Origin of the sequence: Corynebacterium sp. Marseille-Q2823 (assembly GCF_903645345.1) — a bacterium.
Classification (GTDB): domain Bacteria; phylum Actinomycetota; class Actinomycetes; order Mycobacteriales; family Mycobacteriaceae; genus Corynebacterium; species Corynebacterium hiratae.
The window spans coordinates 215,283-237,291 of sequence record NZ_CAHJXS010000001.1; the positions used below are offsets into that span (position 1 = coordinate 215,283).

General features: G+C 60.6%; 17 protein-coding genes and 2 pseudogenes. 10 read left to right on the forward strand and 9 right to left on the reverse strand.

What is annotated here, in order from left to right; translation table 11 throughout:
- The first annotated feature begins 11 nt into the window (after positions 1–11).
- The 6 genes and pseudogenes from HWX44_RS00940 to HWX44_RS00965 all read left to right on the forward strand — a co-directional run bounded on the left by HWX44_RS00940 (position 12) and on the right by HWX44_RS00965 (position 11,753).
- Positions 12–812 (forward strand): electron transfer flavoprotein subunit beta/FixA family protein, encoded by an 801-nt coding sequence (locus HWX44_RS00940; RefSeq protein ID WP_175972860.1) that lies wholly within the window; start codon positions 12–14, stop codon positions 810–812.
- A 12-nt stretch (positions 813–824) separates the two neighbouring features.
- The gene (locus HWX44_RS00945; RefSeq protein WP_175972861.1) at positions 825–1,784 is read left to right on the forward strand and encodes an electron transfer flavoprotein subunit alpha/FixB family protein; all 960 of its coding nucleotides are present in this window, start codon (positions 825–827) and stop codon (positions 1,782–1,784) included.
- Positions 1,784–2,938: a cysteine desulfurase family protein gene (locus HWX44_RS00950; protein ID WP_175972862.1), complete on the forward strand. Its 1,155-nt coding sequence runs from the start codon at positions 1,784–1,786 to the stop codon at positions 2,936–2,938. The genes HWX44_RS00945 and HWX44_RS00950 overlap by 1 nt, the downstream gene beginning before the upstream one ends.
- Before the next feature lie 90 nt (positions 2,939–3,028).
- Positions 3,029–4,282, forward strand: a complete 1,254-nt coding sequence (locus HWX44_RS00955) for an alpha/beta hydrolase (protein ID WP_175972863.1) — start codon at positions 3,029–3,031, stop codon at positions 4,280–4,282.
- Complete coding sequence (locus HWX44_RS00960) at positions 4,263–6,707, forward strand: DUF2156 domain-containing protein (RefSeq protein WP_175972864.1); 2,445 nt, start codon at positions 4,263–4,265, stop codon at positions 6,705–6,707. The genes HWX44_RS00955 and HWX44_RS00960 overlap by 20 nt, the downstream gene beginning before the upstream one ends.
- Positions 6,708–6,757: 50 nt before the next feature.
- Positions 6,758–11,753, forward strand: a pseudogene (locus HWX44_RS00965) (DEAD/DEAH box helicase).
- Between the two features lie 162 nt (positions 11,754–11,915).
- Here the strand turns inward: HWX44_RS00965 and HWX44_RS00970 are convergent.
- Together HWX44_RS00970 and HWX44_RS00975 are read right to left on the reverse strand one after the other, a co-directional pair.
- Positions 11,916–12,341 (reverse strand): hypothetical protein, encoded by a 426-nt coding sequence (locus HWX44_RS00970; RefSeq protein ID WP_175972865.1) that lies wholly within the window; start codon positions 12,339–12,341, stop codon positions 11,916–11,918.
- Between the two features lie 81 nt (positions 12,342–12,422).
- Positions 12,423–12,884 (reverse strand): hypothetical protein, encoded by a 462-nt coding sequence (locus tag HWX44_RS00975; RefSeq protein ID WP_102233848.1) that lies wholly within the window; start codon positions 12,882–12,884, stop codon positions 12,423–12,425.
- A 185-nt stretch (positions 12,885–13,069) separates the two neighbouring features.
- On the opposite strand from HWX44_RS00975, the gene HWX44_RS00980 reads away from it, so the two are divergent.
- Positions 13,070–14,224 (forward strand): glycoside hydrolase family 25 protein, encoded by a 1,155-nt coding sequence (locus tag HWX44_RS00980; RefSeq protein WP_175972866.1) that lies wholly within the window; start codon positions 13,070–13,072, stop codon positions 14,222–14,224.
- Here HWX44_RS00980 and HWX44_RS00985 read toward each other — a convergent pair.
- Positions 14,221–15,014 (reverse strand): annotated as a pseudogene (locus HWX44_RS00985) (spermidine synthase). The gene HWX44_RS00980 and the pseudogene HWX44_RS00985 overlap by 4 nt on opposite strands.
- A 104-nt stretch (positions 15,015–15,118) precedes the next feature.
- On the opposite strand from HWX44_RS00985, the gene mnmA reads away from it, so the two are divergent.
- Positions 15,119–16,204, forward strand: coding sequence for a tRNA 2-thiouridine(34) synthase MnmA (mnmA, locus tag HWX44_RS00990; protein WP_175972867.1), 1,086 nt, complete (start codon positions 15,119–15,121; stop codon positions 16,202–16,204).
- 2 nt (positions 16,205–16,206) lie between these two features.
- Here the strand turns inward: mnmA and HWX44_RS00995 are convergent, their stop codons facing one another.
- The gene (locus HWX44_RS00995) at positions 16,207–16,575 is read right to left on the reverse strand and encodes a PH domain-containing protein (RefSeq protein ID WP_046649328.1); all 369 of its coding nucleotides are present in this window, start codon (positions 16,573–16,575) and stop codon (positions 16,207–16,209) included.
- Between the two features lie 108 nt (positions 16,576–16,683).
- Between HWX44_RS00995 and HWX44_RS01000 the strand changes: the two genes are divergently transcribed.
- Positions 16,684–17,592 carry a methionine synthase gene (locus tag HWX44_RS01000; protein WP_046649329.1) on the forward strand — a complete coding sequence of 303 codons (909 nt, stop codon included), beginning with the start codon at positions 16,684–16,686 and terminating at the stop codon, positions 17,590–17,592.
- A gap of 129 nt (positions 17,593–17,721) precedes the next feature.
- Positions 17,722–18,678, forward strand: coding sequence for a DUF1963 domain-containing protein (locus tag HWX44_RS01005; protein ID WP_046649330.1), 957 nt, complete (start codon positions 17,722–17,724; stop codon positions 18,676–18,678).
- Between the two features lie 22 nt (positions 18,679–18,700).
- Here the strand turns inward: HWX44_RS01005 and HWX44_RS01010 are convergent, their stop codons facing one another.
- The 5 genes from HWX44_RS01010 to HWX44_RS01030 all read right to left on the reverse strand — a co-directional run bounded on the left by HWX44_RS01010 (position 18,701) and on the right by HWX44_RS01030 (position 21,982).
- Positions 18,701–19,831, reverse strand: coding sequence for an ATP-binding protein (locus HWX44_RS01010; protein WP_046649331.1), 1,131 nt, complete (start codon positions 19,829–19,831; stop codon positions 18,701–18,703).
- An 82-nt stretch (positions 19,832–19,913) separates the two neighbouring features.
- Positions 19,914–20,177 (reverse strand): hypothetical protein, encoded by a 264-nt coding sequence (locus HWX44_RS01015; RefSeq protein ID WP_049157232.1) that lies wholly within the window; start codon positions 20,175–20,177, stop codon positions 19,914–19,916.
- Positions 20,178–20,198: 21 nt separating this feature from the next.
- Positions 20,199–20,462 carry a hypothetical protein gene (locus tag HWX44_RS01020; RefSeq protein ID WP_070681093.1) on the reverse strand — a complete coding sequence of 88 codons (264 nt, stop codon included), beginning with the start codon at positions 20,460–20,462 and terminating at the stop codon, positions 20,199–20,201.
- A gap of 9 nt (positions 20,463–20,471) precedes the next feature.
- Positions 20,472–21,470 (reverse strand): serine hydrolase domain-containing protein, encoded by a 999-nt coding sequence (locus HWX44_RS01025; RefSeq protein ID WP_175972868.1) that lies wholly within the window; start codon positions 21,468–21,470, stop codon positions 20,472–20,474.
- Complete coding sequence (locus HWX44_RS01030; protein ID WP_175972869.1) at positions 21,470–21,982, reverse strand: ArsR/SmtB family transcription factor; 513 nt, start codon at positions 21,980–21,982, stop codon at positions 21,470–21,472. Before HWX44_RS01030 ends, HWX44_RS01025 begins: the two co-directional genes overlap by 1 nt.
- Positions 21,983–22,009 lie beyond the last annotated feature (27 nt).

A 22,009-nucleotide genomic window follows, 5' to 3' on the forward strand; every position in this document is an offset into this window, starting at 1 on the left:
GAAGTGCCCACATGCCAGTCATTGTGGCTCTGGTCAAGCACGTACCGGATACGTGGTCAACCAAGACCCTCGAGGCGGACCACACGTTGGACCGCACCTCGGTGGATAACGTCATCGATGAGGTCAACGAGTACTCCGTCGAGCAGGCACTGCGCTTGCGCGACGATAACGCCGACGCCGGCTATTTGGTCGTGGCGCTTACCATGGGCCCGGCCGCTGCCGATGAGGCCCTGCGCAAGGCCCTGGCCATGGGCGCGGACCACGCCGTGCACGTGACGGACGACGCCCTCGCTGGCGCCGACGCCCTGGCCACCGCCTGGGTTCTTAACGCCGCCATCAACAAGGTGGCCGAGAAGTTCGGCGAGGTCCAGGTCATCACCCTGGGCAATAACTCCTCGGATGCCTCCACCGGGCTTATCGCCGGCCTGCTGGCCGAGTACCGCCAGCTGCCCGCGCTCACGGAACTCAAGGCAGCCTCCCTGGCCGGTGCCACTGCCACCGGTACCCGTGAGGATGTCCACGGCCACTGGGAACTCAGCGCCAACCTGCCGGCCATCCTGTCCTTTACGGACAAGGCCGACAAGCCGCGCTTCCCCAACTTCAAGGGCCTGATGGCCGCCAAGAAGGCTGAGGTCACCACGCTCGCCGTGGCCGATCTGGGCATCGACGGCGTGCCGTCCACCACCACGGTTACCGCCTCCGCACAGCGCCCGGCCCGTACCGCCGGTGAGGTCATCACGGATACTGATCCGGCCGTGGCCGCCGCCAAGGTCGCGGACTTCCTGGCCGCCAAGAATCTCATCGAGGGTTAAAGGAGAAAAATTATGTCTCACGTTTATGTCCTAGTTGAGCACGAAGCAGAGCAGCTCAGCCCCGTTACCGGCGAGCTCATCACCGCTGCCCGCGCACTTGGTACCGTCTCCGCCGTCGTCGTGGCCAAGGATGCCGCTACTGCCGCTTCTTTCGACGCCGAATTGGGCAACTTGGGCGCCGCCCAGGTGGTCCAGGCCACCGCCGCGGACTATGAGCAGCGCATCGTCACCCCGGAAGTCGACGCCCTCCACGCCCTGGCCGCCAATAACCCGGCGCCCATCGTGCTGGCCTCCACCCCAACCAACAACGAAATTGCCGGCCGCCTTGCTGCGCGCCTGGGCTCGGGTGCTTTGGTCAACGTCGACGGCATCAATGCCGACGGCAGCGCACACCACACCATCTTCGGTGGTTCCTACGAGACCTCCTCCACGGCCACCGGCTCCGTGGTCTACACCCTGCGCCCGGGAACCGCCACCGCGGAACCGCAGCCGGTCACCGCGGCGCCGGCTCCTTTTGAGCTGCCCGCCGCCACCGCGAAGGACGTCACCGTCACCTCCTTCACCCCGGCTGAGAAGACCGCCCGTCCGGAGCTGACCTCCGCGAAGGTCGTCGTCGCCGGCGGCCGCGGCGTGGGTGACAAGTTCGCCGACGTGGTGGAGCCGCTTGCCGACGCCCTCGGGGCCGCCGTCGGCGCTACCCGCGACGCTGTGGATGAGGGCTTCTACGACCCTGCCTTCCAGATTGGTCAGACCGGCGCGACCGTCTCCCCGAACCTCTACATTGGCCTGGGCATTTCTGGTGCTATCCAGCACACCTCCGGCATGCAGACCTCGGAGACCATCGTCGTGGTCAACCAGGATCAGGACGAGCCCTTCTTCCAGATCGCCGACCTCGGCGTGGTGGGTGACCTCCACGAGATCGCCCCGGCCCTGGCTAAGGAGCTCGAGTCCCGCAAGGGGGCCGGCAACTAATGCCACGCTACCTCGATTACGCAGCCACCCAGCCCATGCGCCAAAGCGCTATTGACGCTTGGGTCAATGCCTCCGGGGCCCTGAACCCGGGCTCGGCCTATGGCTCCGGCCGCAAGGCGCGCTCCGTGCTGGACGACGCCCGCGAGACCGTCGCCGAGCTCCTGGGCTGCGAACCCATCGAGGTAGTCTTCACCTCCTCCGGCACGGAGGCGGATAACATTGCCATCCAGGGTCTTTTCCGTGCTGCGCACAGCGCAGCGCGCAGCGGGAGCGCTGCACAAGAATCGTCGAAACGAATCATCTCGACCCCCATCGAGCACCCCGCCGTCCTGGAGACCGTAGAGAAGCTGCGCGCTGAGCACGGCGCCACCGTGGATCTGCTGCCGGTCGATTCCACCGGCCACATCAGCGACTTAAGCGCCCTGGATACCCCGGCCGCGGTTGCCACCTGCATGTGGGCTAACAACGAGACCGGCGCTATACAGCCGGTCGCCGACATCACCGAACGCGCCGCCGCACACAACACCCCGGTGCACATTGATGCCGTGCAGGTAACCGGTAAGCTGCCCGTCAACTTCCACGAGCTGGGCGCCTCCACACTCGCAGCCAGCGCCCACAAGTTCGGCGGTCCCCGCGGCATTGGCTTGCTGCTCGCACGCCGTACCCCGGCGCCTCAACCCATCGCCTTCGGCGGCGGCCAAGAGCGCGGCATCCGCCCCGGCACCGTAGACGTGGCCAGTGCGAGCGCGCTCGCCGCGGCGTTGCGTGAATCCGTCGCGGAAATGGAGCAGGAGGACACCCGCCTGACGGCACTCCGCGACAAGCTCAAAGCAGGCATCGAGTCCAGCATCGACAACGTCATCATCAACTCCGCCGAGCCCATCTTGGCTTCCCACCTGCACGTGTCCTTCCCGGGCACGGATGGTGACAGCCTCATCATGCTTCTCGACGCCGCCGGTATCGAAGCCTCCGCCGGCTCCGCCTGCCACGCCGGTGTCAACCGCATGTCCCACGTGCTGGAAGCCATGGGCATTGACGAGGAACACGGGCGCGGCAGCCTGCGCTTCACACTGGGCCGCCTCACCACCGAAGAGGACATCAACGTGGTCCTGGCAGAGCTTCCGGAGATCATCCGCCGCGCCCGGTCGGTCTAGCGCGCGCATCCGATCAAGATCACAGTCATTCGGACATATTCACAGATAGTCCACAGCGCTTTCGACTCGGCGTGGGTCTATGTTTAATCCGTGAATAACTTCATCCAGTCCGTACTGGGCTTGCCGCTGACTGACCCCGTGAACGGCGGGATCTACATTGCTATCTTGGTCATCAGCGCGCTGCTCATTGCGTGGCGCCTGCGCAAGCGCGACTTCGTGTCCTTCCTTCTCGCCGCAGTCATTGCTACCGTGGCCTACTTCGCGCTTAAGCATTGGGACGTCCCGTTCTACCTTTTCGTGGCTGGGCTCGTACCCATCGCGGCGCTCATCTCCCTCATTCACCACGCGGGCCGTCGTGTCCTTATGGCCGTGATAGCAGCATTCTCGGCACTTGCGGTGGCCGGCCTGGCCAATATGGAGTACCAGTCCTATCCGGACATCGCCTCGCTCGATCCCACGCCGGTAGCCCAAGAGATGGACTACGGCCAATTCAAGGCCATGAAGTCCGCGGATTCCGCTGCGATTGTGCACGTGGATCTTCCGGGTACCACCTCAGGGTTCAGCGCGCGCCAGGCCACGGCCTATATCCCGCCGGCCTATTGGAGCAAGAAGGATATGAATCTTCCCGTCCTAGTCCTGCTCCACGGCAACCCGGGTGGGCCCGAGCAGTGGTTCGGCTCCGGCGAGGCGGCCGAAACCGCCGATGCCTTCCAACGCGCCAATGGGGGACTAAGCCCCATCGTCGTGGCGGTCGACGCCACCGGCAGTGAGACCGCCAATCCCATCTGCGCGGACACCTCCGTGGCCAAGGTCATGACCTACCTAACAACCGACGTGCCGACAGGAATCAAAACCGCTTTCCGTGTCGACGAGAATCAACAACATTGGACCGTCGCTGGTTTGTCATACGGCGGAACCTGCTCTCTGCAGATCCTCACCAATCATCCCGAAGCCTATGGCCAGGCAGTGGACATCTCCGGCGAGGCCGAACCCACTATTGGAAACCACGCCGCCACCGTGTCCAAGTTCTATGGTGGCGATGAAGCCGCCTACCAAGCCGCTAATCCCGCACACTTGCTGGCAACGAAGAAGTACCCCGACCACCAGGCCATCTTAATCGCCGGCAACCGCGACACTAACGCGGTGAAAGCACTCAGCCAGTTGAGTGATGCCGCCCGCGCCGCCGGCATGCGGACTTTCTACACCACCCGCCCGGGTGGGCATTCCTTCGAGGTGTGGCGCCCGGCTCTGCGCGAAACTTTCGCCTGGATCGCCCGCCAAGGTGGTTTGAAAGATGTGAACGATCCTTTTGATGGAGTCCAAGATGCAGATCTTCAGCGCTAACAACTTCCGACACCTCGCGCGGCGCATTCCGGTGACGTGGGTGTTGATCCTTCTGATGTGGGTATTGGTCATCGTGACCTACGCGGTTCCAGGGCTGGCGGGCATTACGCAAACGATCGGCCTGACCGGTCGTACCTTCGGCGCAGTTGTGGCACTCACCCTCATGGCCCTAGCTTTCGTTCTTCCTTCGGAATACCGGCTAGGTTCCCTGCGCACTCTCGCCGTTGGTATCGTCACGCAGCTTATCTCCGTTCCCTTGGCCTACGTAGCCGCCCACGGCATCGAAGTGCTCGGGCTAAACCGCTGGGGCGATGATCTTCTGAGCTCCACTGACTTATCACCCATCGGTTTCATCGTGGGTACTGCCGGCTTCGCTTCTGCGTGGATGCCGCGCCTCTGGCAGCGCCGCGTACGCCTCAGCATCCTTGCCTTGACTCTCACCATGGCCCTGTATGGCGGTACGTTGAGCGATGTTCTCGGCGTCACCGCCTCGGTGCTCTCCATCGCCGCCGGTATCGCGTGGAGTGTCTTTGCGCCTCGCACAAATGCCCAGCGCCCCACTGCCTTCCACCGCGCCTCGGTGCCTGAACGCCGCGTGCTCACCGCGCTCATCTTGGGCGTGGTAGCCATTGGCCCAGCCTTCGTGGCCCTTGACTCGCTGGCCGAAGGGCCCTTCAGCCCAGTCACCCGACTGATGTGGTCCTTCAACTCTGCTGCTTATCACGCCACTGAGCTCTGCCAAACTGACCCTATAAGCCAGGCCTGCCAAGCCGCCCTCGACGTTGCCCGCGTCCACGGCGTGGGTCCGGCCATCGCCAGCGTCATGCCGCTCATCATCCAACTCGTACTGTGCTTCGGCCTCATCCGCGGACGCCGTCTTGCTTGGTTGCTATCCGTCCTTACCCAGGTACTCGTCATCGCTGTGCTTCTAGCTCAGCTGTGGGACTTTAGCCAAGAAGGCCTTGTGCTCTACGGCGTCAACCTAGCGGCCGTGGTCCTGCCCTGGGCCACCTGCCTCCTCGTACTAATCTGGAATCACCGCGTGTTCCACATTCACGAAAGCGCAGGTGCGCTGGGCCAGGCCGCTGGCAAAATCGCTGCTGCCTTCGCCCTCACAGCCGCTCTCTGGGGAGTCGGCGCACTACTTCTCAAGGACGGATTCGTCTTGTCAGCCACTGTCGGCACTATCCTCGCCGAACTCCCGCTGCGCTACGTCCGACCAGTCGTGGCCACTCTGCTCCCGCTCGAACTTGCACCGACCACGTGGCTGACCTGGGCCCTCTACGAGTGGGCCGGCACTCTATTCTGGATGTACGCAGCGTGGGTTGCTTACCGCATGTTTGCCACGCCGGCTAACCCTGAGGCCGCTGAGGCCCGCGAGCGTGCCCGCGCCATCCTGGAACAGGGCAGTGGTGACCACCTCTCCGCCATGACCCTGTGGAAGGGGAACCGCTACTTCTTTAACGACAGCAACTACGTGGCCTACCGCGTCCACAACGGGATTGCGCTCAGCCTCGGCGAGCCAGTAGGCAATGACCCGCAAGCCACCGCATCCGCCTTCGAGGACTTCGCGCGCGAACAAGGCGGGCGCCCGGCCTGGTACTCGGTTAGGGAAAGCTTTACCCGCCCCGGCTTTCGCCGCCTCGAAGTAGCTGAGGAAGCCGTCTTGGACACCTCTAACACCGAGTTCAAGGGAAAGAAATACCAGAACATTCGCACCGCTCGCAACAAGGCCGGCAAAGAGGGGGTGACCACGCTGTGGACGGAGTGGAAGGACCTCGATCTTGCCACCCGCAACAAAATTGCGGAGCTCTCCGAGGAATGGGTCTCCGACAAGGCTCTCCCGGAGATGGGCTTTACTTTGGGCGGTGTCACCGAGCTGCGGGAGGAAGGCACCAAGCTGTTGCTCGCACTGGGGGAGGACGGCACGTTGCACGGCGTGACCTCTTGGCTGCCTGTCCGTGAGAACGGAAGCGTGGTGGGCTACACCCTCGACGTCATGCGCCGCGCCGACCACGGCTTCAAAGGCGCTATCGAGCTGCTCATTTCTGAGGCCATGATCATCGCCGCCGGCGAAGGCTGCGCCTGGATTTCGCTCTCCGGTGCGCCCCTGTCAGGAACACCGGAGGAGCCCGGGCTTCTCGACGCCCTCCTCACCCGCCTCGGCGAAGAAATGGAGCCCCTCTACGGCTTCCGCAGCCTGGCCGCCTCCAAGCACAAATTCCAGCCGGAAGAACACAAGTGGTACCTGGCCTACAACGATGAGCTGGCACTGCCCGCCATTGGACTAGCCGTTGTACACGCCTACGTGCCCGACATGCGCGCAGCCGACGCCGCCCGAGCTGTGAAGACGTGGTTGGCTGAGCGCAAGCAAGCCAAAGCGGAGCAAAGCGCAACGGAACCCAGCAAAGCAGATCCACGCTAAGACCAGTGTGTTGACAGAACCTCGTGCACACCTTCGGGCACAATGTTCTCATGTCGAAGTTCTCTGAGGTCCTAGACCAGCTGCGTGAAAACCAACCAAAGGCAAAGTACGGCATTGCCTTTGAGAAGCTGATGGTCAACTATTTCAAGACCGACCCGACCTTAAAGAACCAATTCGATGAGGTCTGCCGCTGGACGGATTGGCGCTACAACGGCGGCAAGGCTGACACCGGCATCGACTTGGTGGCCCGCCGCGTGGATGACGGCACGTGGACCGCCATCCAGTGCAAGTTCTATGACTCCAAGGCACGCATCCAGAAGTCCCACCTGGATTCCTTCTTCGAAGCCTCCGGTCACTCCTTCGAAACGGAAGAGGGCCGCCAGCACTTTGGTAGCCGCCTCATCATCTCCACCACGGACCACTGGTCCTCCCATGCGGAGGACGCCCTGGCCAACCAAATCATTCCCACCAGCCGCATTGGCATTTCCGCCATCGCGGAATCACCCATCAACTGGGACGTGGCCTTCCCAGGTTCAGAGGTGCGCGATAAGACCATCCAGATTAACCTCTCCCAGCGTGAGACCTTCGAGCCCCGCCCACACCAGCAGGCGGCCATCGACAAAGCCATCGAAGGCTTCAAGACCCATGACCGCGGCAAGCTCATCATGGCTTGCGGCACTGGTAAAACCTTCACCGCCCTGCGCCTAGCAGAGCGCGTTGCTGAGGACAACGGCGGCAAGGCCCGCATCCTCTTCCTCGTGCCGTCCATCTCCTTGCTCTCCCAAACTCTGAAGGAGTGGACCGCCCAGGGCCGCCTCGACATGCGCGCCTTCGCGGTGTGCTCCGATAGCAAGGTTTCCAAGAAGGCTGAAGACATCGCCGTCTATGACCTTGAGGTGCCAGTCTCCACCGAAGGCAAGGACATCACCACGCGTTTTGAATCCGGCAAGCGCGCCAAGGGGCTCAACATCGTCTTTTCCACCTACCAGTCCATCCAGGCGGTGCACGATGCCCAGCAGGTGGGCCTCGATTATTTTGACCTCGTCATCTGCGATGAAGCCCACCGCACCACCGGCATCACCTTGGCTAATGAGGACGCCAGCAACTTCGTCCGCGTCCACGACGCCGACTACATCAAGGCCGCCAAGCGCCTCTACATGACGGCCACCCCGCGCCTCTACGACGAAGCCGTCAAGGGCAAGGCCGAAGAGCACTCCGCGGAGCTGGCCTCTATGGATGATGAAGCCATCTACGGCCCGGAGTTCTATCGCCTCGGTTTCGGCGAGGCCGTGGACAAGGGTCTGCTCACGGACTACAAGGTGCTTGTTATGACCGTGGATGAATCCGTGGCCGCCCAAGCCATGGCCCACAGTGAGAACAACCAGGTCAACCTTTCACTAGCCTCCGCCATGATCGGCGCCTGGAACGGCCTGGCCAAGCGCTCCGGTGAATTGCAGGGCAAGAAGGGCGGCTTTGAGGAAGACGCCCAGCCCATGCAGCGCGCCGTGGCATTTGCCAAGGACATCAAGACCTCCCAACTCATTGCGGAGACATACCCGTCACTCATCGGCACTCACCAGGAACTGCTCAAAGAAAAGGCAGTGCTTAACGACGTCTCCCTCACCAACGTCGATCTCCACGTCGCCGCCCAGCACGTCGACGGCGGCATGAATGCCATGGAGCGCGGCACCAAGCTTTCGTGGCTGGAGGCTCCTTCAGGGGGGGGGGCAACAGTCGCGCATGCTCACCAATGCGCGCTGTCTTTCTGAGGGTGTAGACGTCCCGGCGCTGGACGCCGTCATCTTCTTCAACCCCCGCAACTCCATGGTGGACGTGGTCCAGTCCGTCGGCCGCGTCATGCGCAAGTCCGAAGGCAAAGACTACGGCTACATTATCCTGCCCGTGGCCGTGGCCAGCAACGTCTCCCCGGCCGAAGCACTCAACGACAACCAGCGCTTCAAGGTGGTCTGGCAGATCCTCAACGCGCTGCGCGCCCACGATGACCGCTTCAACGCGAAGATTAATTCGATTGCTCTTAACGGCACTGCGGGACAAGAAGACCTGCCAATCGACGTCGTCCACGTGCCAGGGGATGACGAGAAGAGCGACACTGAGAAGCTCAAGGAAGCGGATGAAACCAAATCCCCTGAGCCGTTGGCTGATAACTCAACCGTGACCCAGCAGATTGCCTTGTTCTCTCTGGAACAGTGGCAGGAAGCCATCTACACCAAGCTGGTGGACAAGGTCGGCACCCGCACCTATTGGGAGGACTGGGCCGACGATGTCGCCACCATCGCGGAGAACCAAATCACCCGCATCAAGGCCCTTCTCGACGGCGCCGATGGCTCCCTCCGCACCGAATTCGACAGCTTCGTGGAAGGCCTGCGCAACAACCTCAACGATGGCATCAGCGAAGAAGACGCCATCTCGATGCTCTCGCAGCACCTCATCACGGCACCGGTCTTTAACGCGCTCTTTGAGAACCATGACTTCATCACCCACAACCCCGTGGCTCAGGTCATGGAGAAGATGGTCAAGGCTTTGTCCAAGGCAAACCTCGATACCGAAACCGAGTCCCTGGAGAAGTTCTACGAGTCCGTCCGCGTCCGTGCTTCTGAGGTGAACTCTGCCTCCGGTAAGCAGCAAGTCATCAAGGAGCTTTACGAGCGCTTCTTCCGCAAGGCCTTCAAGAAGCAATCTGAGGCCCTTGGCATCGTTTACACCCCAGTCGAGATTGTCGATTTCATCCTGCGTGCTGCCGACGATGTATCCAAGAAGCACTTCGGCAAGGGATTGACAGATGAGGGCGTGTGCATTCTTGACCCCTTCGCCGGCACCTCCACCTTCACGGTCCGCCTGCTCCAGTCTGGCCTCATCAAGCCAGAAGACCTCGGCCGCAAGTACGCCAACGAGCTCTTCGCCACTGAGATCATGCTGCTGGCCTACTACGTTTCAGCGGTGAATATTGAGACCACCTACAACGCCCTGCGCGAAGAGGCAGCCCTGCGCAACGGCGAACCCGCACCCGAGTACGTGCCTTTCACCAACATCGCGCTGGCCGATACCTTCCAAATCCACGAGGAAGGCGACATCCCGGACCTCAACATCTTCCGCGAGAACAACGAGACCATCGAGCGTCAGAAGAAGGCGCCCATCAACGTCGTGATTGGTAATCCGCCGTACTCCGCAGGGCAGAAGTCCGCGAATGACCTCAACGCGAACCTGAAGTACCCGAGCCTGGATAAGCGGATTGCAGAGACATACGCCGCGAAGTCCACTGCGACCAATAAGAACTCGCTCTACGATTCCTACCTTCGAGCTTTCCGCTGGGCTACCGACCGCATTGGCGACCAGGGCGTCGTCGCGTTCGTCTCTAACGGTGGATGGATTGACGGCAACACCGGCGATGGGGTGCGTTTGTCGATGGCAGAGGATTTCACTGACCTCTATGTGTTTAATCTTCGTGGTAACCAGCGAACCGCGGGTGAACAATCACGCAAAGAAGGCGGCAAAGTTTTCGGCTCGGGGTCTCGTAATACCGTGGCCATCACGATTGGTGTGAAGGACCCTTTGAAGTCTCGCTTTGACTTGCATTATCGGGACATCGGCGACTACCTCTCAGCGACAGAGAAACTTGAGATCGTTGAAAACTCGACCGTGGAACACATGGAATGGCAACAGATTGCGCCGAACAAGGAAGGCGACTGGCTAAACCAGCGGTCGGAGGAGTTCGAGACTTGGCCGGTTATAAGCGAAAAGAAGGGGGATTCAACAAAGATCTTTAAAAGTCATTCGCGCGGCTTGTCTACAGCTCGCGATGCTTGGGCCTATGCCCAAACCGGAAACCTTTTGCTCTCACAGTTAACTCAACTGACCGATTCCTACGCCAAAGCCCTCCCTGTTCTGCAGACATGGTTTGGAGAGAACACCGTCACTGATCCGAATGCTTCAGATACCACTAGATTTTTGAAAATCCATCCGCAGTATGCGGATTCTAAACAGATTTCATGGACCGAAAATCTCAAGCGATTGGCGGCAAATAATGAGCCGGTTCAAGTGAAGAGCGAGAGGATGTATACATCCCTTTATCGTCCATTCACAAGGATGAAATCTTATTTCGAGCCAGCTCTAAATGATAGGCAGTATCAGCTCCCGTCGATGTTCCCTACACCAGTTCATCAAAACATTGGGTTTTCGATTGCGGGTCCTTACCCAAATGTTGCGGGCAGTCTTTTGGCAACAAACCTGCTCCCTGACCTGAATGTTTTCACCGCGAGCCAATTCTTCCCCCGCTTCACCTGGGCCGCCGTCAAAGCCGACGACGGTGGGCTGTTCGGTGAGGGAGGCGTCGTCAAGCAAGGCGAAGCGAGTGTCTACGGTTCGATTGGTGAGGTCGTCGACGGTTACGTGCGCGTGGACAACATCACTGATGAAATTAGGGCCCTTTACCGCGATGCACTGGGCTCAGACATCACGGGCGATGACATCTTCCACTTTGTCTACGGCAAGCTGCATGACCCCGTCTACCGCACGAAGTACGCGGCGGATTTGAAGAAGATGCTGCCGCATATTGAGACGCCGAGTTCGCGTGCGGAGTTCGACAAGTTCGCGGCTGCCGGGCAGGAGCTGATGTCCCTTCACGTCAACTACGAGACCGTGGATCCGTGGCCGTTAGACATTCAGGTCACGGGTGATGAGGCTGACCGTGAGACGTGGCGCGTGCTCAAGATGAAGTGGGCCAAGCGCAAGGACCCGGAGACAGGCAAGAACGTCAATGACGTGACGAAGCTGATCTACAACAAGCGCGTGACCATCGCCGGTATCCCGGAAGAAGCCGACGAGTACATGCTGGGCTCACGCTCGGCAGTCGCGTGGCTGATTGACCGCTACCAGGTCAAGAAGGATAAGGCTTCTGGCATCGTCAACGACCCTAACGATTGGGCCGATGAGGTTGGAAACCCGCGCTACATCGTGGACCTGATTGGGAAAGTCGTGCGCGTGGCGATGGAGACAGTGCGAATCGTGGATGGGCTGGGTTCCGAATAGCGATGCAATAAGCTGCGCCCGGTTACTCGTGGCTGCGGCTCATCCCGCTCAGGACTCCTGGATGATCAGGGTCCGCAAGCTTGGGTGGGGGCGTCGCCAAGCACTGCATAACTATCAAGGTTTTGGACTTGGCACCTGGAGCCCAGCACCTAGGGTCGAGACCTAGAACAAATAGTTCGGCGCGAAGTGCGCGACGATGGGAATCACCGACGCGATCGAAAGCACGAGTGCGATGATGGCGTTGCGCTTGCGTTCGGGCACGTCAGAGTCAAGTGATGCGATGGCGAGGAAGGCAAAGAGGGGCGCGAGAAAAGGCGTTGCAAACCACAGCCCGATGAACGCGAAAAGGCCGAAGAATCCGAACATGTAGGACGCGGCCCCATCAGGGCCTGATGCAGCGCTGTCTGCTAAGAGCAAGGAAAGGAATCCCAGCGCCCAGCTCCCCAGAAGGATAGCGGAGCCCCACAGGGCGAGTCTCTCGTTGAAGACTCCTGCTAAGCCGCGGCGTGGAGGCAGCTTCGATTCCTTGGGCTCAGCGGGCTGCTGAGGCTCATTGGGACAGTGAGGATCGATGGTGGGCTGGTCCATGGGGCTGTCCTTCGTCGGCATCAGTCTTTGCTGCTGTCTTTTGCTGAGGTTGTTAAGGCCTAGACATCACAGAGACAGCACCTAAAACATGTATTTTGGCCCGAAGTAGACAACGATGGGCACTATGCTCAGTATCGCCAGCACGAGTGCGATTCTGGCGTTGCGTTTGCGTTCTGGCACGTCAGAGTCGAGTGATGCGATGGCGATGAAGGCAAAGAGCGTCGCGAGAAAAGGCGTTGCGATACACAGCCCGATGAACGCGAAAATGCCGAGGAAGCCGAACATGTAGGACCCGGCATCATTAGTGCCTGATGCAGCGCTGTCTGCGATGAGCAAGGAGAGCAACCCCAGCGCCCAGCCAGCAAGAAGGATAGCGGAGCCCCACAGGGCGAGTTTCTCGTTGAAGACTCCTTCCCAGCCGCGGCGTGGAGGTAGTTCCGATGCTTTGGACTCCTGGGGCGCGTTGAGCGCTTGGGGTGCGTTGGGCGTCTGTGGTTGTTGTGGCTCGTTGGGAAGGTGTGGGTCGATGGTGGGTTGGTCCATGGCGCTGTCCTTCGTCGGCGTCGTGATCACCTGATGGGGTGGTGGCGATGTGAAGCGAAGTTTAGCAGCGGTTGCTGCTGTTGGGAGCGGTTGTTGGGGAGTTGAGTTGTTGGTGTGGCAAAAGAGTTCAATGTTTCGCGTGTTGTTTCAGTGATTGGTGTTAAAGCGGAGGTAGTGTGGCGCGCATGAGCCATGCACGTCGCCTTGTTACCGCTGCCGTTACTGCAGTAACGGCCCTTGCGCTGTCCGTATCCACTGCCGTTGCCATCCCGTCCTACGCACCTTCTGGTGTGGATGTCTCCGGAAATAACCACGCGTCCCTTCGCGGAATCGATTGGGATGCCGTGAAGTCCGATGGCCAGTCCTATGCCTTTGTCAAGGCCACCGAGGGCGTCGGCTTTGTCAACAACCACTTCGTGCGCGATGCCAACGCCGCAGCAGCCGCTGGACTGAAGGTCGGCGCCTACCACTACGCGCGCCCGGCACGTGATGCCAAGCAGCAGGCGGCCAGCTTCGCCTCTCAGATCGCGCTGGTGCCGACGCAGACCCTGCCACCGGTGCTCGACATCGAGGTTGATGAGGGGCTGAGTGCCGACCAGCTTGCTGACTGGATTGATACCTTCATGACGGAGGTCAAGTCCCTGACCGGCCGCACGCCGATGCTGTACACCTACAAGTACTTCTGGATGGGCCAGATGGGGAACACCACGCGCTTCTCCGAGTACCCGCTGTGGTTGGCGGCTTACCAGGACACCGCACCGGACCCGGTCGGCGGCTGGGACAAGCTGGCCTTCTGGCAGCGCTCCGGTAGCGGACGCGTAGCCGGCATCGAGACCGACGTTGACCTGAACCTCTTCAACGGTACTGAGGCGCAGCTGCACTCTTTCTCTGCTGGCAATTACATCGACTTCGGTGGAATCTTGGATGACCTGGTCATTCCGGGCGTGGACCTGGGTGATGATGCCGGCGTGCTGATTGCTGGAATCCTGGCGCTGGCAGCAGGTGCGGCGGCCGTTCCTGCCGTGGCCGATGCCGCGAAGGATGCGGGTCTAGACGTGGATCCGACCGGGCTTGTGAAGCAGGCAGAGAAGCTGCTCAACACCGGCGCTATTAGCGTTGATGACCTCAAGAGCCTGGCAAATAACGACGCCACCGTCGGCGACCTAGCCATCTTCCTGGATAACGCGCAGCACCTGCAGGACTTTGATGCCAACAACGTCAGCGAGCAGGACGTGGAGAATGCCAGCCGTGCTGCACGCAGTGCTGGTCACGCCGCGGGTGTGGAGATCCCGGCATTTGATTCCAAGCAGGTGGCGGACCTGCTCAAGAGCCTGCGCTAATCGTCGGCGGTTGCCGGGGCGTCGTGGCGGGGGCTCGCGCCGGTAAAGAAGCGGCGGGTCCAGGATTCGTCGCGGAAGTGTGCGGGCACCGCACCGGAGAGGAGCGGCTTGGCCAGGGCGGCGGCTTCGGGGGAGCCGTCGACAGGCAGCTCGGTGTCTGAGCCGATGAGGATAATGTTGCCGTAGCGCCGACCCTTAAGCATGGGAGGATCGGCGATGACGGCGACGTGCGCAAAGACCTCCGCCATTCCGGCTAGCTCCGCCTTCGCGCCCTGGAGATCGGAATGGTCACCGCAGTTGGCAACGAAGACTCGCCGGGGATAGGGCGTGCTGGAAAACCTTCGAGTGAGATGGCGTGACGGCGCGAAACGCGCGATGATGACGTCAGCGGTTGCAAACCTCGTCGGCGCGTGCCTCGCCGGCGCGGATTTTCACGCGAGGAGCGGAAGGAATATCGGCCAGTTCCCGGATGAGCTCGGCCATTTGGCGTCGAGCCGCGGTGTTGAATCCGGCAGAGGTCAGCGAAAGCGGGCGAGGGAGAACAGCCACCGCCGCCCAGGTGGAGCAGACGTTTGCCAGGGGCGAGGTTCTCTACCGCAGCGGCAATCCAGCGCATGTACTCAAACTCGAGGGTGCGAGGTTCCTCAGGGATGAGGTGTGAGGATGGCACACCATTGACGTTGAGGATGAAGGCACCGTCGCGGAAAGGATCCGGCTCGACGACGAGCTCGCCGGTGGAAATCTCGTAGGTGCCCGCGATGGAATTGGTGGTGTTGCGCTTTCTGCCCATAGTGCCTCTTAGCTTAGGGAATAGGCTGCGTGGTTCGTGTGTTGGGGTATGAGGTGCACCGCGACTAGCCTTGGTGGGCGATAACGAAACGAGAAGGGGAGAGCATGCGAGTATTGGTAGCCATGTCCGGCGGCGTCGATTCCTCGGTCGCAGCCGCGCGTGCGGTGGAGGCGGGCCACGACGTCATTGGTGTGCACCTGGCCCTGCACAAGGATGCGCAGCAGACACGTGAGAAGGCACGCGGCTGCTGCTCCTTGGAGGATTCCGCCGATGCCCGTCGCATCTGCGACAAGCTCGGCATTCCTTTCTACGTGTGGGACTTCTCTGAGGAGTTCAAGGAAGCCGTCATCGGCGATTTCGTGGACTCCTATGCCCGCGGTGAGACCCCGAATCCCTGCCTGCGCTGCAATGAGAAGATCAAGTTCGCGGCGCTACTGCGCAAGGGGATGGCGCTGGGCTTCGATGCGGTGGCCACGGGCCATTACGCCACAATCGACGATGATGGCTACATGCGCCGCTCCTTGGACGAGAACAAGGACCAGTCCTATGTGCTGGGTGTTATCACCAAGGAAGAGCTGGATCACTGCTTCTTCCCGATTGGCGATACCCCGAAGCCGCAGATCCGCGAGGAAGCCAAACGCCATGGCTTCTCCACGGCGGCCAAGCCGGATTCCTATGACATCTGCTTCATTCCGGACGGCAATACCCAGGCCTTCCTGGGCCGTTCCATCGGCCTGCGCCCCGGCATGATCGTGGACACTGAGGGCAATGAGCTCAAGGAACACGACGGCGCGTGGAACTACACCATCGGCCAGCGCAAGGGCCTCGACATCAAGACGCCGACTGCCGACGGCTCCCCGCGCTACGTCACCGACATCGACGCTGCCACCGGCACCGTCACCGTCGGATCGCGCGCCGACTTGGCCGTAACCCGCATTGAGGCCGATCGCCTGAAGTACCTGCACCCGGCTATGGAAGGTGACTTCGACTGCGAAGTGCAGGTGCGCGCCCACGGTTCTGTGGTTCCCTGCCGCGCTCACGTGGACCGCGAGGCCGACCGCATGACGCTGGAGCTGAACGAGCCGCTCTCCGGCGTGGCTCGTGGCCAGGCTGCTGTGCTCTATCTGCCGAGCCCGGATGAGCTGGGCGATATTGTCCTGGGCTCCGGCACCATCTGCGGGACCGAGTAGCTTTAGCGAAGCACGCAGTCGGCGATGAGTCGGTCGAGGGCTCGAATATCGACTTTGGGCCCGATGTTGATTTTGAAGTGGCCAGCCCGTGTCCAGAGCTCCAGTTCAGCATTTACGTCCAGGAGCTTTCCGGCATTCTCCGTCGACCACATGTTAATGGAGGAGTAAGGGAGAGAATAGATTTCGACTTTCTTTCCAGTGAGACCTTGAGAATCTCGGATAATCAATCGGTGGCTAGTGAAGACCGCTGCGTCTCGGACAGTTTTAAATGCGCAGATTGGCTTTTCGTTGGCTGCGAGAATTGACGGAATGTCGCTCGGAATCTCGCAAGGAGAATAGAAGGTCCAGCCAGAAAACTGTTCAAGTGCCACGGGAGTATCCTTTACTATCTGCGACTTAGTGGTTTGTGAATTGCATTATAGATGTCGCAGTAGTCTTTGATTCGGTATTAAAAGAAAAACATTCGGGAAGGAGAACAGATGACGGGATTCGCCCTTGGCCCCATGCCCGGTACCTCCATCGCAGAGGCCGCGGACATCATCATGGGGGAGACCGAGCTCCCTGCCATCCCGCAACTTCCCGAGCGCGGGTTGGGGTCGGATGCGGTGGGCCGCACGGCCAGCATGCTGGAGGCTATCTCCATCGACCGCGGCCCGCGCTCGTGGCGCATGACAGCGCGCCCGCAGCTGCTGACCCGGCGTACGTGGGACCGCTTGGAGCGCGATATCGACGAGGTCCAGGAAGTCTGGGGCGAAACCGTGCCCCGTATTAAGGTGCAAGCGCTCGGTCCCTGGTCGCTTGCGGCGAGCATTGAGCTTTCCGACGGCCACCGTGTCCTCACCGACCGCGGCGCCTTTAGCGAACTCGCGGAGTCACTTCTCTATGGCCTCCGCGCTCACGCCGCGGATGTTGCGCGCCGTTTCCACGGGGAGGTCGTCGTCCAACTCGACGAACCACTCCTCGCAGACGTTATCGCCGGCCGAATCCCCGGCACCACCGACTTCGATACCATTCCGGCGGTCCCAGATGAGGTAGCTCTTGAGCAGCTCCTTGTCTTCGAGGCCGACTACCTGCACGCCCCGCCGCTGTGGTCAGTCGCGCCCGCAGCCACGACCTTCCTCACGGATTTCCGTGGTCTGGAGACCCCGCGCCACCTGGACGGCTTGGGCGAGCACCTCAACGCGGGCCACCGCATTGGTCTGGGCCTTGAAGGTTCCGATGCCCGCGCGGAGGCCATTGCGCTGGCCCGGCATCTCGACCGCATCGGCATGCCGCGCGAGCTCCTCGTCGACCGTTTCGACGTCTATCCCGTCAAGGCTTCCGCTCGTTCCCTGCGCTCGGTTAACGAGACCGCCGGCATTCTCACCCGCGATGCTGGGGATCTCTAATTGAGCTTTCACCTGACCTAGGCCTCGAATATGAACCAGAACAGGCTAGATATCTATTGCAGCATGCTTTCTTTTGAAGGATAATCCCTGATTAAATCCCTCGTTGTCCTAGAGAAAGAACCACCTGCCATGCCAGAGTTCACAGCACAGGTTAAAGCGTTACGTTCGATGATCGAGTCCGGAGAGCTCGTCTCCGAAGATGCCGATGACCTAATCCAACTTGCCAAGCCAGGCGTCGTCCTTCCCTACTCCAACGGCACTCCCACCGAACATGGCTCGTACTTCGGAGGTAGACCGTATCTTCCGGAAGGTTCGACATGGCCCATTTCAAAGAACGGTCAGCCATTACTCCATATCATTCAGCTAAATTTTGCCGATATTGTCTGTCATGTGCGTGCGGAGGGGGCGTCGGAAAGCGAAGCAACTCTCGACGGATTGATTCCGGAGTCAGGAATTTTTCAACTCTTCGTCGGTGCTGATCCGTTCTTCGGCGGTTTCGATTCGGATTCGCCTGGCGATGGCATGGAAATTCGCTATATCCCTGAGCCTGCGGAAGGCTTTGGCAACCACAGCTTTCCTGGACCTCATACCGCGGAGCCTGCTGCCTTCGATGAAAAGCACGAGGATTTTTGTTCCCCGTTTAGCAAGGATCTTGGGGAGGTTATGAACTCTCCGATCTCCTTGTCTAGTGCAGTGGCAATGGTCCCTCCCACCGACTATGCAGTGTACGAGGCTTTGAAGTCTAGAAAAGGCGATGACTTTCTTGAAGAGTTTGATTACTTTGACGAGCTGGTTGAGTTGCGAGCCGCAGCCAGAAACCAAAGCGACATTATGCTTGGCGGTTTCCCAGCCTTCGCACAAGACCCTACGCAGCCTGAAGGGTACGTTCACTTCCTAGAAATCGATTCCACATATCTGGAAGAAGAAGAGCTTCCTTTCGAGGCCATGTGGGGTGACCTCGGTGTGGCCCACGTATTTCTGCACCCGGACGCATTGAAGAAAATGCAGGCTGGCGAGGCTGTCGTGTACCGCTCCGAAAACACTGGCAGGGCCGATGGTGCTGTCTTTTACTGGGATTGCGGCTAGTTTTGCTTCCCCAATTTCCCTTTTAATCAATCCTCCCCAGGCTGTCCGTCGCGGTGAAGTAGGCCTCCATATAAGGGATGACGAACTGGAGTTGGCCGTGTGCGGTGGGCTCGATCAGGTCGGCGTCGATAAGCCTTTGGCGCGTGGCCGACAGTGAGCGCACCGTCCGGTCTTGGTGAGCGGCGATGTTCTTGATTTCCGCCGTGCCGTTCTCCATAACCGCGCTCATCGCTTCGAGGAAGAGGCGCTGCGCTGGCGGAAGCGCCAGGGTAGCGGGCTGGTGGACCTGGGCGCCGAGAACCGAGATCGCCTCGGCTGACACTGCCGCGACGTCACCCTCCTCGATGCGGCTTCCACCCTCGCGCTGCGCCTTTCCCCAGGCCAATGAGCCCACCAGCTGCACCATGTAGGGGTAGCCTCGGGACAGCCGCACCGCAGCCGCAACCGCATCCTCGGTGAATTCGAGTCCGGACTGCGCCGCGGTTTCTGTGAAGGCCACCTTGGCGTTCGCGGGGGAGAGCGGCCCCAGAACGAACTTCTGCGCGCGGCGCAGGAAGGTCACACCCGGCAGGTCCAGCAGGCGGTTGACTCCCTGCGGAAGGCCCGCGGCGACAATAGCGACATCGAGCTCATCGCGCACCAAGTCTTGGTAGGTCACGGCCAGGGAGGTGAGGTCCTCGGCGTCTGCGTCCTGCACTTCATCGATGGTGAGCAGTACGCCAGTGCCTTTGAGCAGGCCTAAAAGCTCGCGCAGGCGGGTGTTCAACGTCGGTTTATAGGCTTCCTCGGTGTTGTGCTGGATGCCGATGGTTGCCAGGCCGCCAATACCGACGCGGTTGACCTTGCTCTTATCCGCCGGGGCAAGCTTGTCTATGATGCGCGGGATGGTGGTGTCCACGAGTTCCTCCACCAAGGAGCTGCGTCCCGAGGCCCGCAGGGTAATCCACCCGCGGCTAGAAGCGATATCTTCGAGCTCATTGAGCAAAACCGTCTTACCGATACCGCGGGCACCGCTGATGATGAGCGAGCGGCCCGGGCTGCCCGGCTGGGAGTCGAGTGCAGCCCGGAAGGTGTCGAGCACTGCCGTGCGCCCAACCCAAAAGAGTGGTGGAACGCCGAAGGTGGGGCGGAATGGGTTCTCATGTGGGGACATAGTCTCAATCCTAGGGCATTGGGAGATTTGGGAGACTTTTCTAAAAGCGGAGATTTGGGAGACTTTCGTCCCCCAGGTGGAATTAGGCGTCCCGCCCCGCCCGAATGGCGCCGACGATGTCAAAATCGCCGTTTATAGCTATAGGGTCACGCTGGGTGAGCTCCGCGAGCTTTTCCTGGACGCTGGGACGCGGCGAAAATTCAGGGCGTGAAGCTGTGGTCGTCAGGAGATCGCGCAGGTAGTTTTCCAAGGAAACTTCAGCGGCGTCAGCGCGCTTCTGAAGGGTGGCAATTACGGAGGGATTGACGTCGTGGATATGGACCGTGCGGTAAGCGGGAGCAGTCATAACGTCAGTCTACGGGAGGACTTAGATTGTGCTTGCGGGCTTCGAATCCATAGCCCGCCAGGCCACCGCACCGGCGTACACAGCACATGCGGCGACGAGGCCATACCACCAGAAGAAGTGGAGGTCCGCATTCCAGGGCAAGGTATATCCGATGAGCACGATAACGAAGGCAGTGATTGCTACGGAAACAACGCGCGAGACTGTCTTCCCTGGGGTGGTGAATGCCTTCCATGCGGACCATAGAAGGGAGGCGATGATAACGATCATGCTGATGGTGAGTAACACGGTGTCTCCTTAGGATCCGAGCTCGTCGAATAGAGCTTGGGCGAGGTCTTCGGTACCGGCGAGGGAATCGTTGTTGGCGAAGGCAGCGCGTTTGGTCTCTGGTTCGATGATGAGCATCGTCGAGTAACCGTATGTACCGCCGTTGTGCCAGTACCCAGCATTGTTTTCGCTGGGAGGCTGCCAGCCGTAGTCGGTATCGCCGTTGTCCATGAACCACTCGGCGAACTTGGCCATGTCACTTGCCGTGGAGCGGATGGCTCCCGCGGGTGCGGAGCCTTCCATCTCCCACGGCTCAGCGTGGCGGCCGGTGGGGGTTAGGCCGCGTGGAGCGTCGTCAGGTACTGAGCCCGGCGTCATGAGATAGGTCTCTGTCATGCCAACTGGCTCGAAGATGCGTTCTTTGAGCATCTGTTCATAAGGTTGCCCGTCAACGGTCTCGAGCATGTGGCCCAGGAGCCCATAGCCAAGGTTTGAATAGGATTCTTTACCGCGGTCTTTTAGTTCGGCCTCCTTGGCGGCAGCCACGATGTCCTCTACGGTCTCGCCTTCATAGGGGTTCGAGCCGGTGACACCCGAGGCGAGATTGCTGAGGAGGCTCGCGCTCGCCAGTCGCGGTAGGCCAGAGGTGTGGTCGAGCAATTCTTGGAGGGTGACGTCAGCGACGGGCGCATCGCCAACATTGAGGACCTCGCCCACAGTGGTGTCAGTTCTCAGTTTTTCCTCTTCGACGAGCTGGTGGGCCAGTTCGCCAGTGAACATCTTGGTCACGGAGCCGATTTCGACCTCCGTGTGCTCGTCGCTGCCCAGTCCCGCAAAGGTGACCTTGCCGTCTTGGAGGGTAAAGGCAGTGAGGTTGTGGAAGCCGGACTCTGAGTGCTCTTCCAACTGGGCAGCTAAGGCTTCGTCGCCAGTTTTGTCTTGTGCCAGAGCAAGTCTTTGCGGCCCCGTGATGAGCAGGATGGCTGCAACGGCAATGGCAGCGATGACGGCTAGGGATATTCTACGCATTAGTGGTCCTCGCTCGCGGTGATGATGGTGAGAAGGGGGATAACTCGGGCGGGGCGGATGGAATACTCGCCGCCAGACTTCGTGGTCCAGCCTGCATGGGTCAGCGCGCTCAAGTGGTGGTAGGCGGTGCCGGTAGAGGAGACGATGTCTTCTTCGACAAGCTCTGCGGCTGTCGCGGGTGCGGCGAGCAGGCGGCGCAGGATTTCGCCGCGGACTGGATGGGCAAGGGCGGATAGGCGCTCGAGGTTTTCTGCCCAATCCTCGTCGGTGACGAAGTTCGTGGGGCGCTGCCATTGATAGGCATAAGTGCGCTTGCCGACGTTTATGTTGCCGCCAAAGATGATGGAGCCGTCGGGAAGCTGCTCGTTGGGTGCGAGGGCGTCGACCAGCCAGTAGGCCGAGGCTTCTTCCGCGGTGGATGCGGGGCCGGCGTCGGTGGGCGTGGTGCGCCCCTCCAGCGCGGCGACGCGCGCTTCGAGTTCGGCGAGGCGTGCTTCGACTGTCGTTTCCATGTTTTCTAGAATTCCAGAACTCTAGAA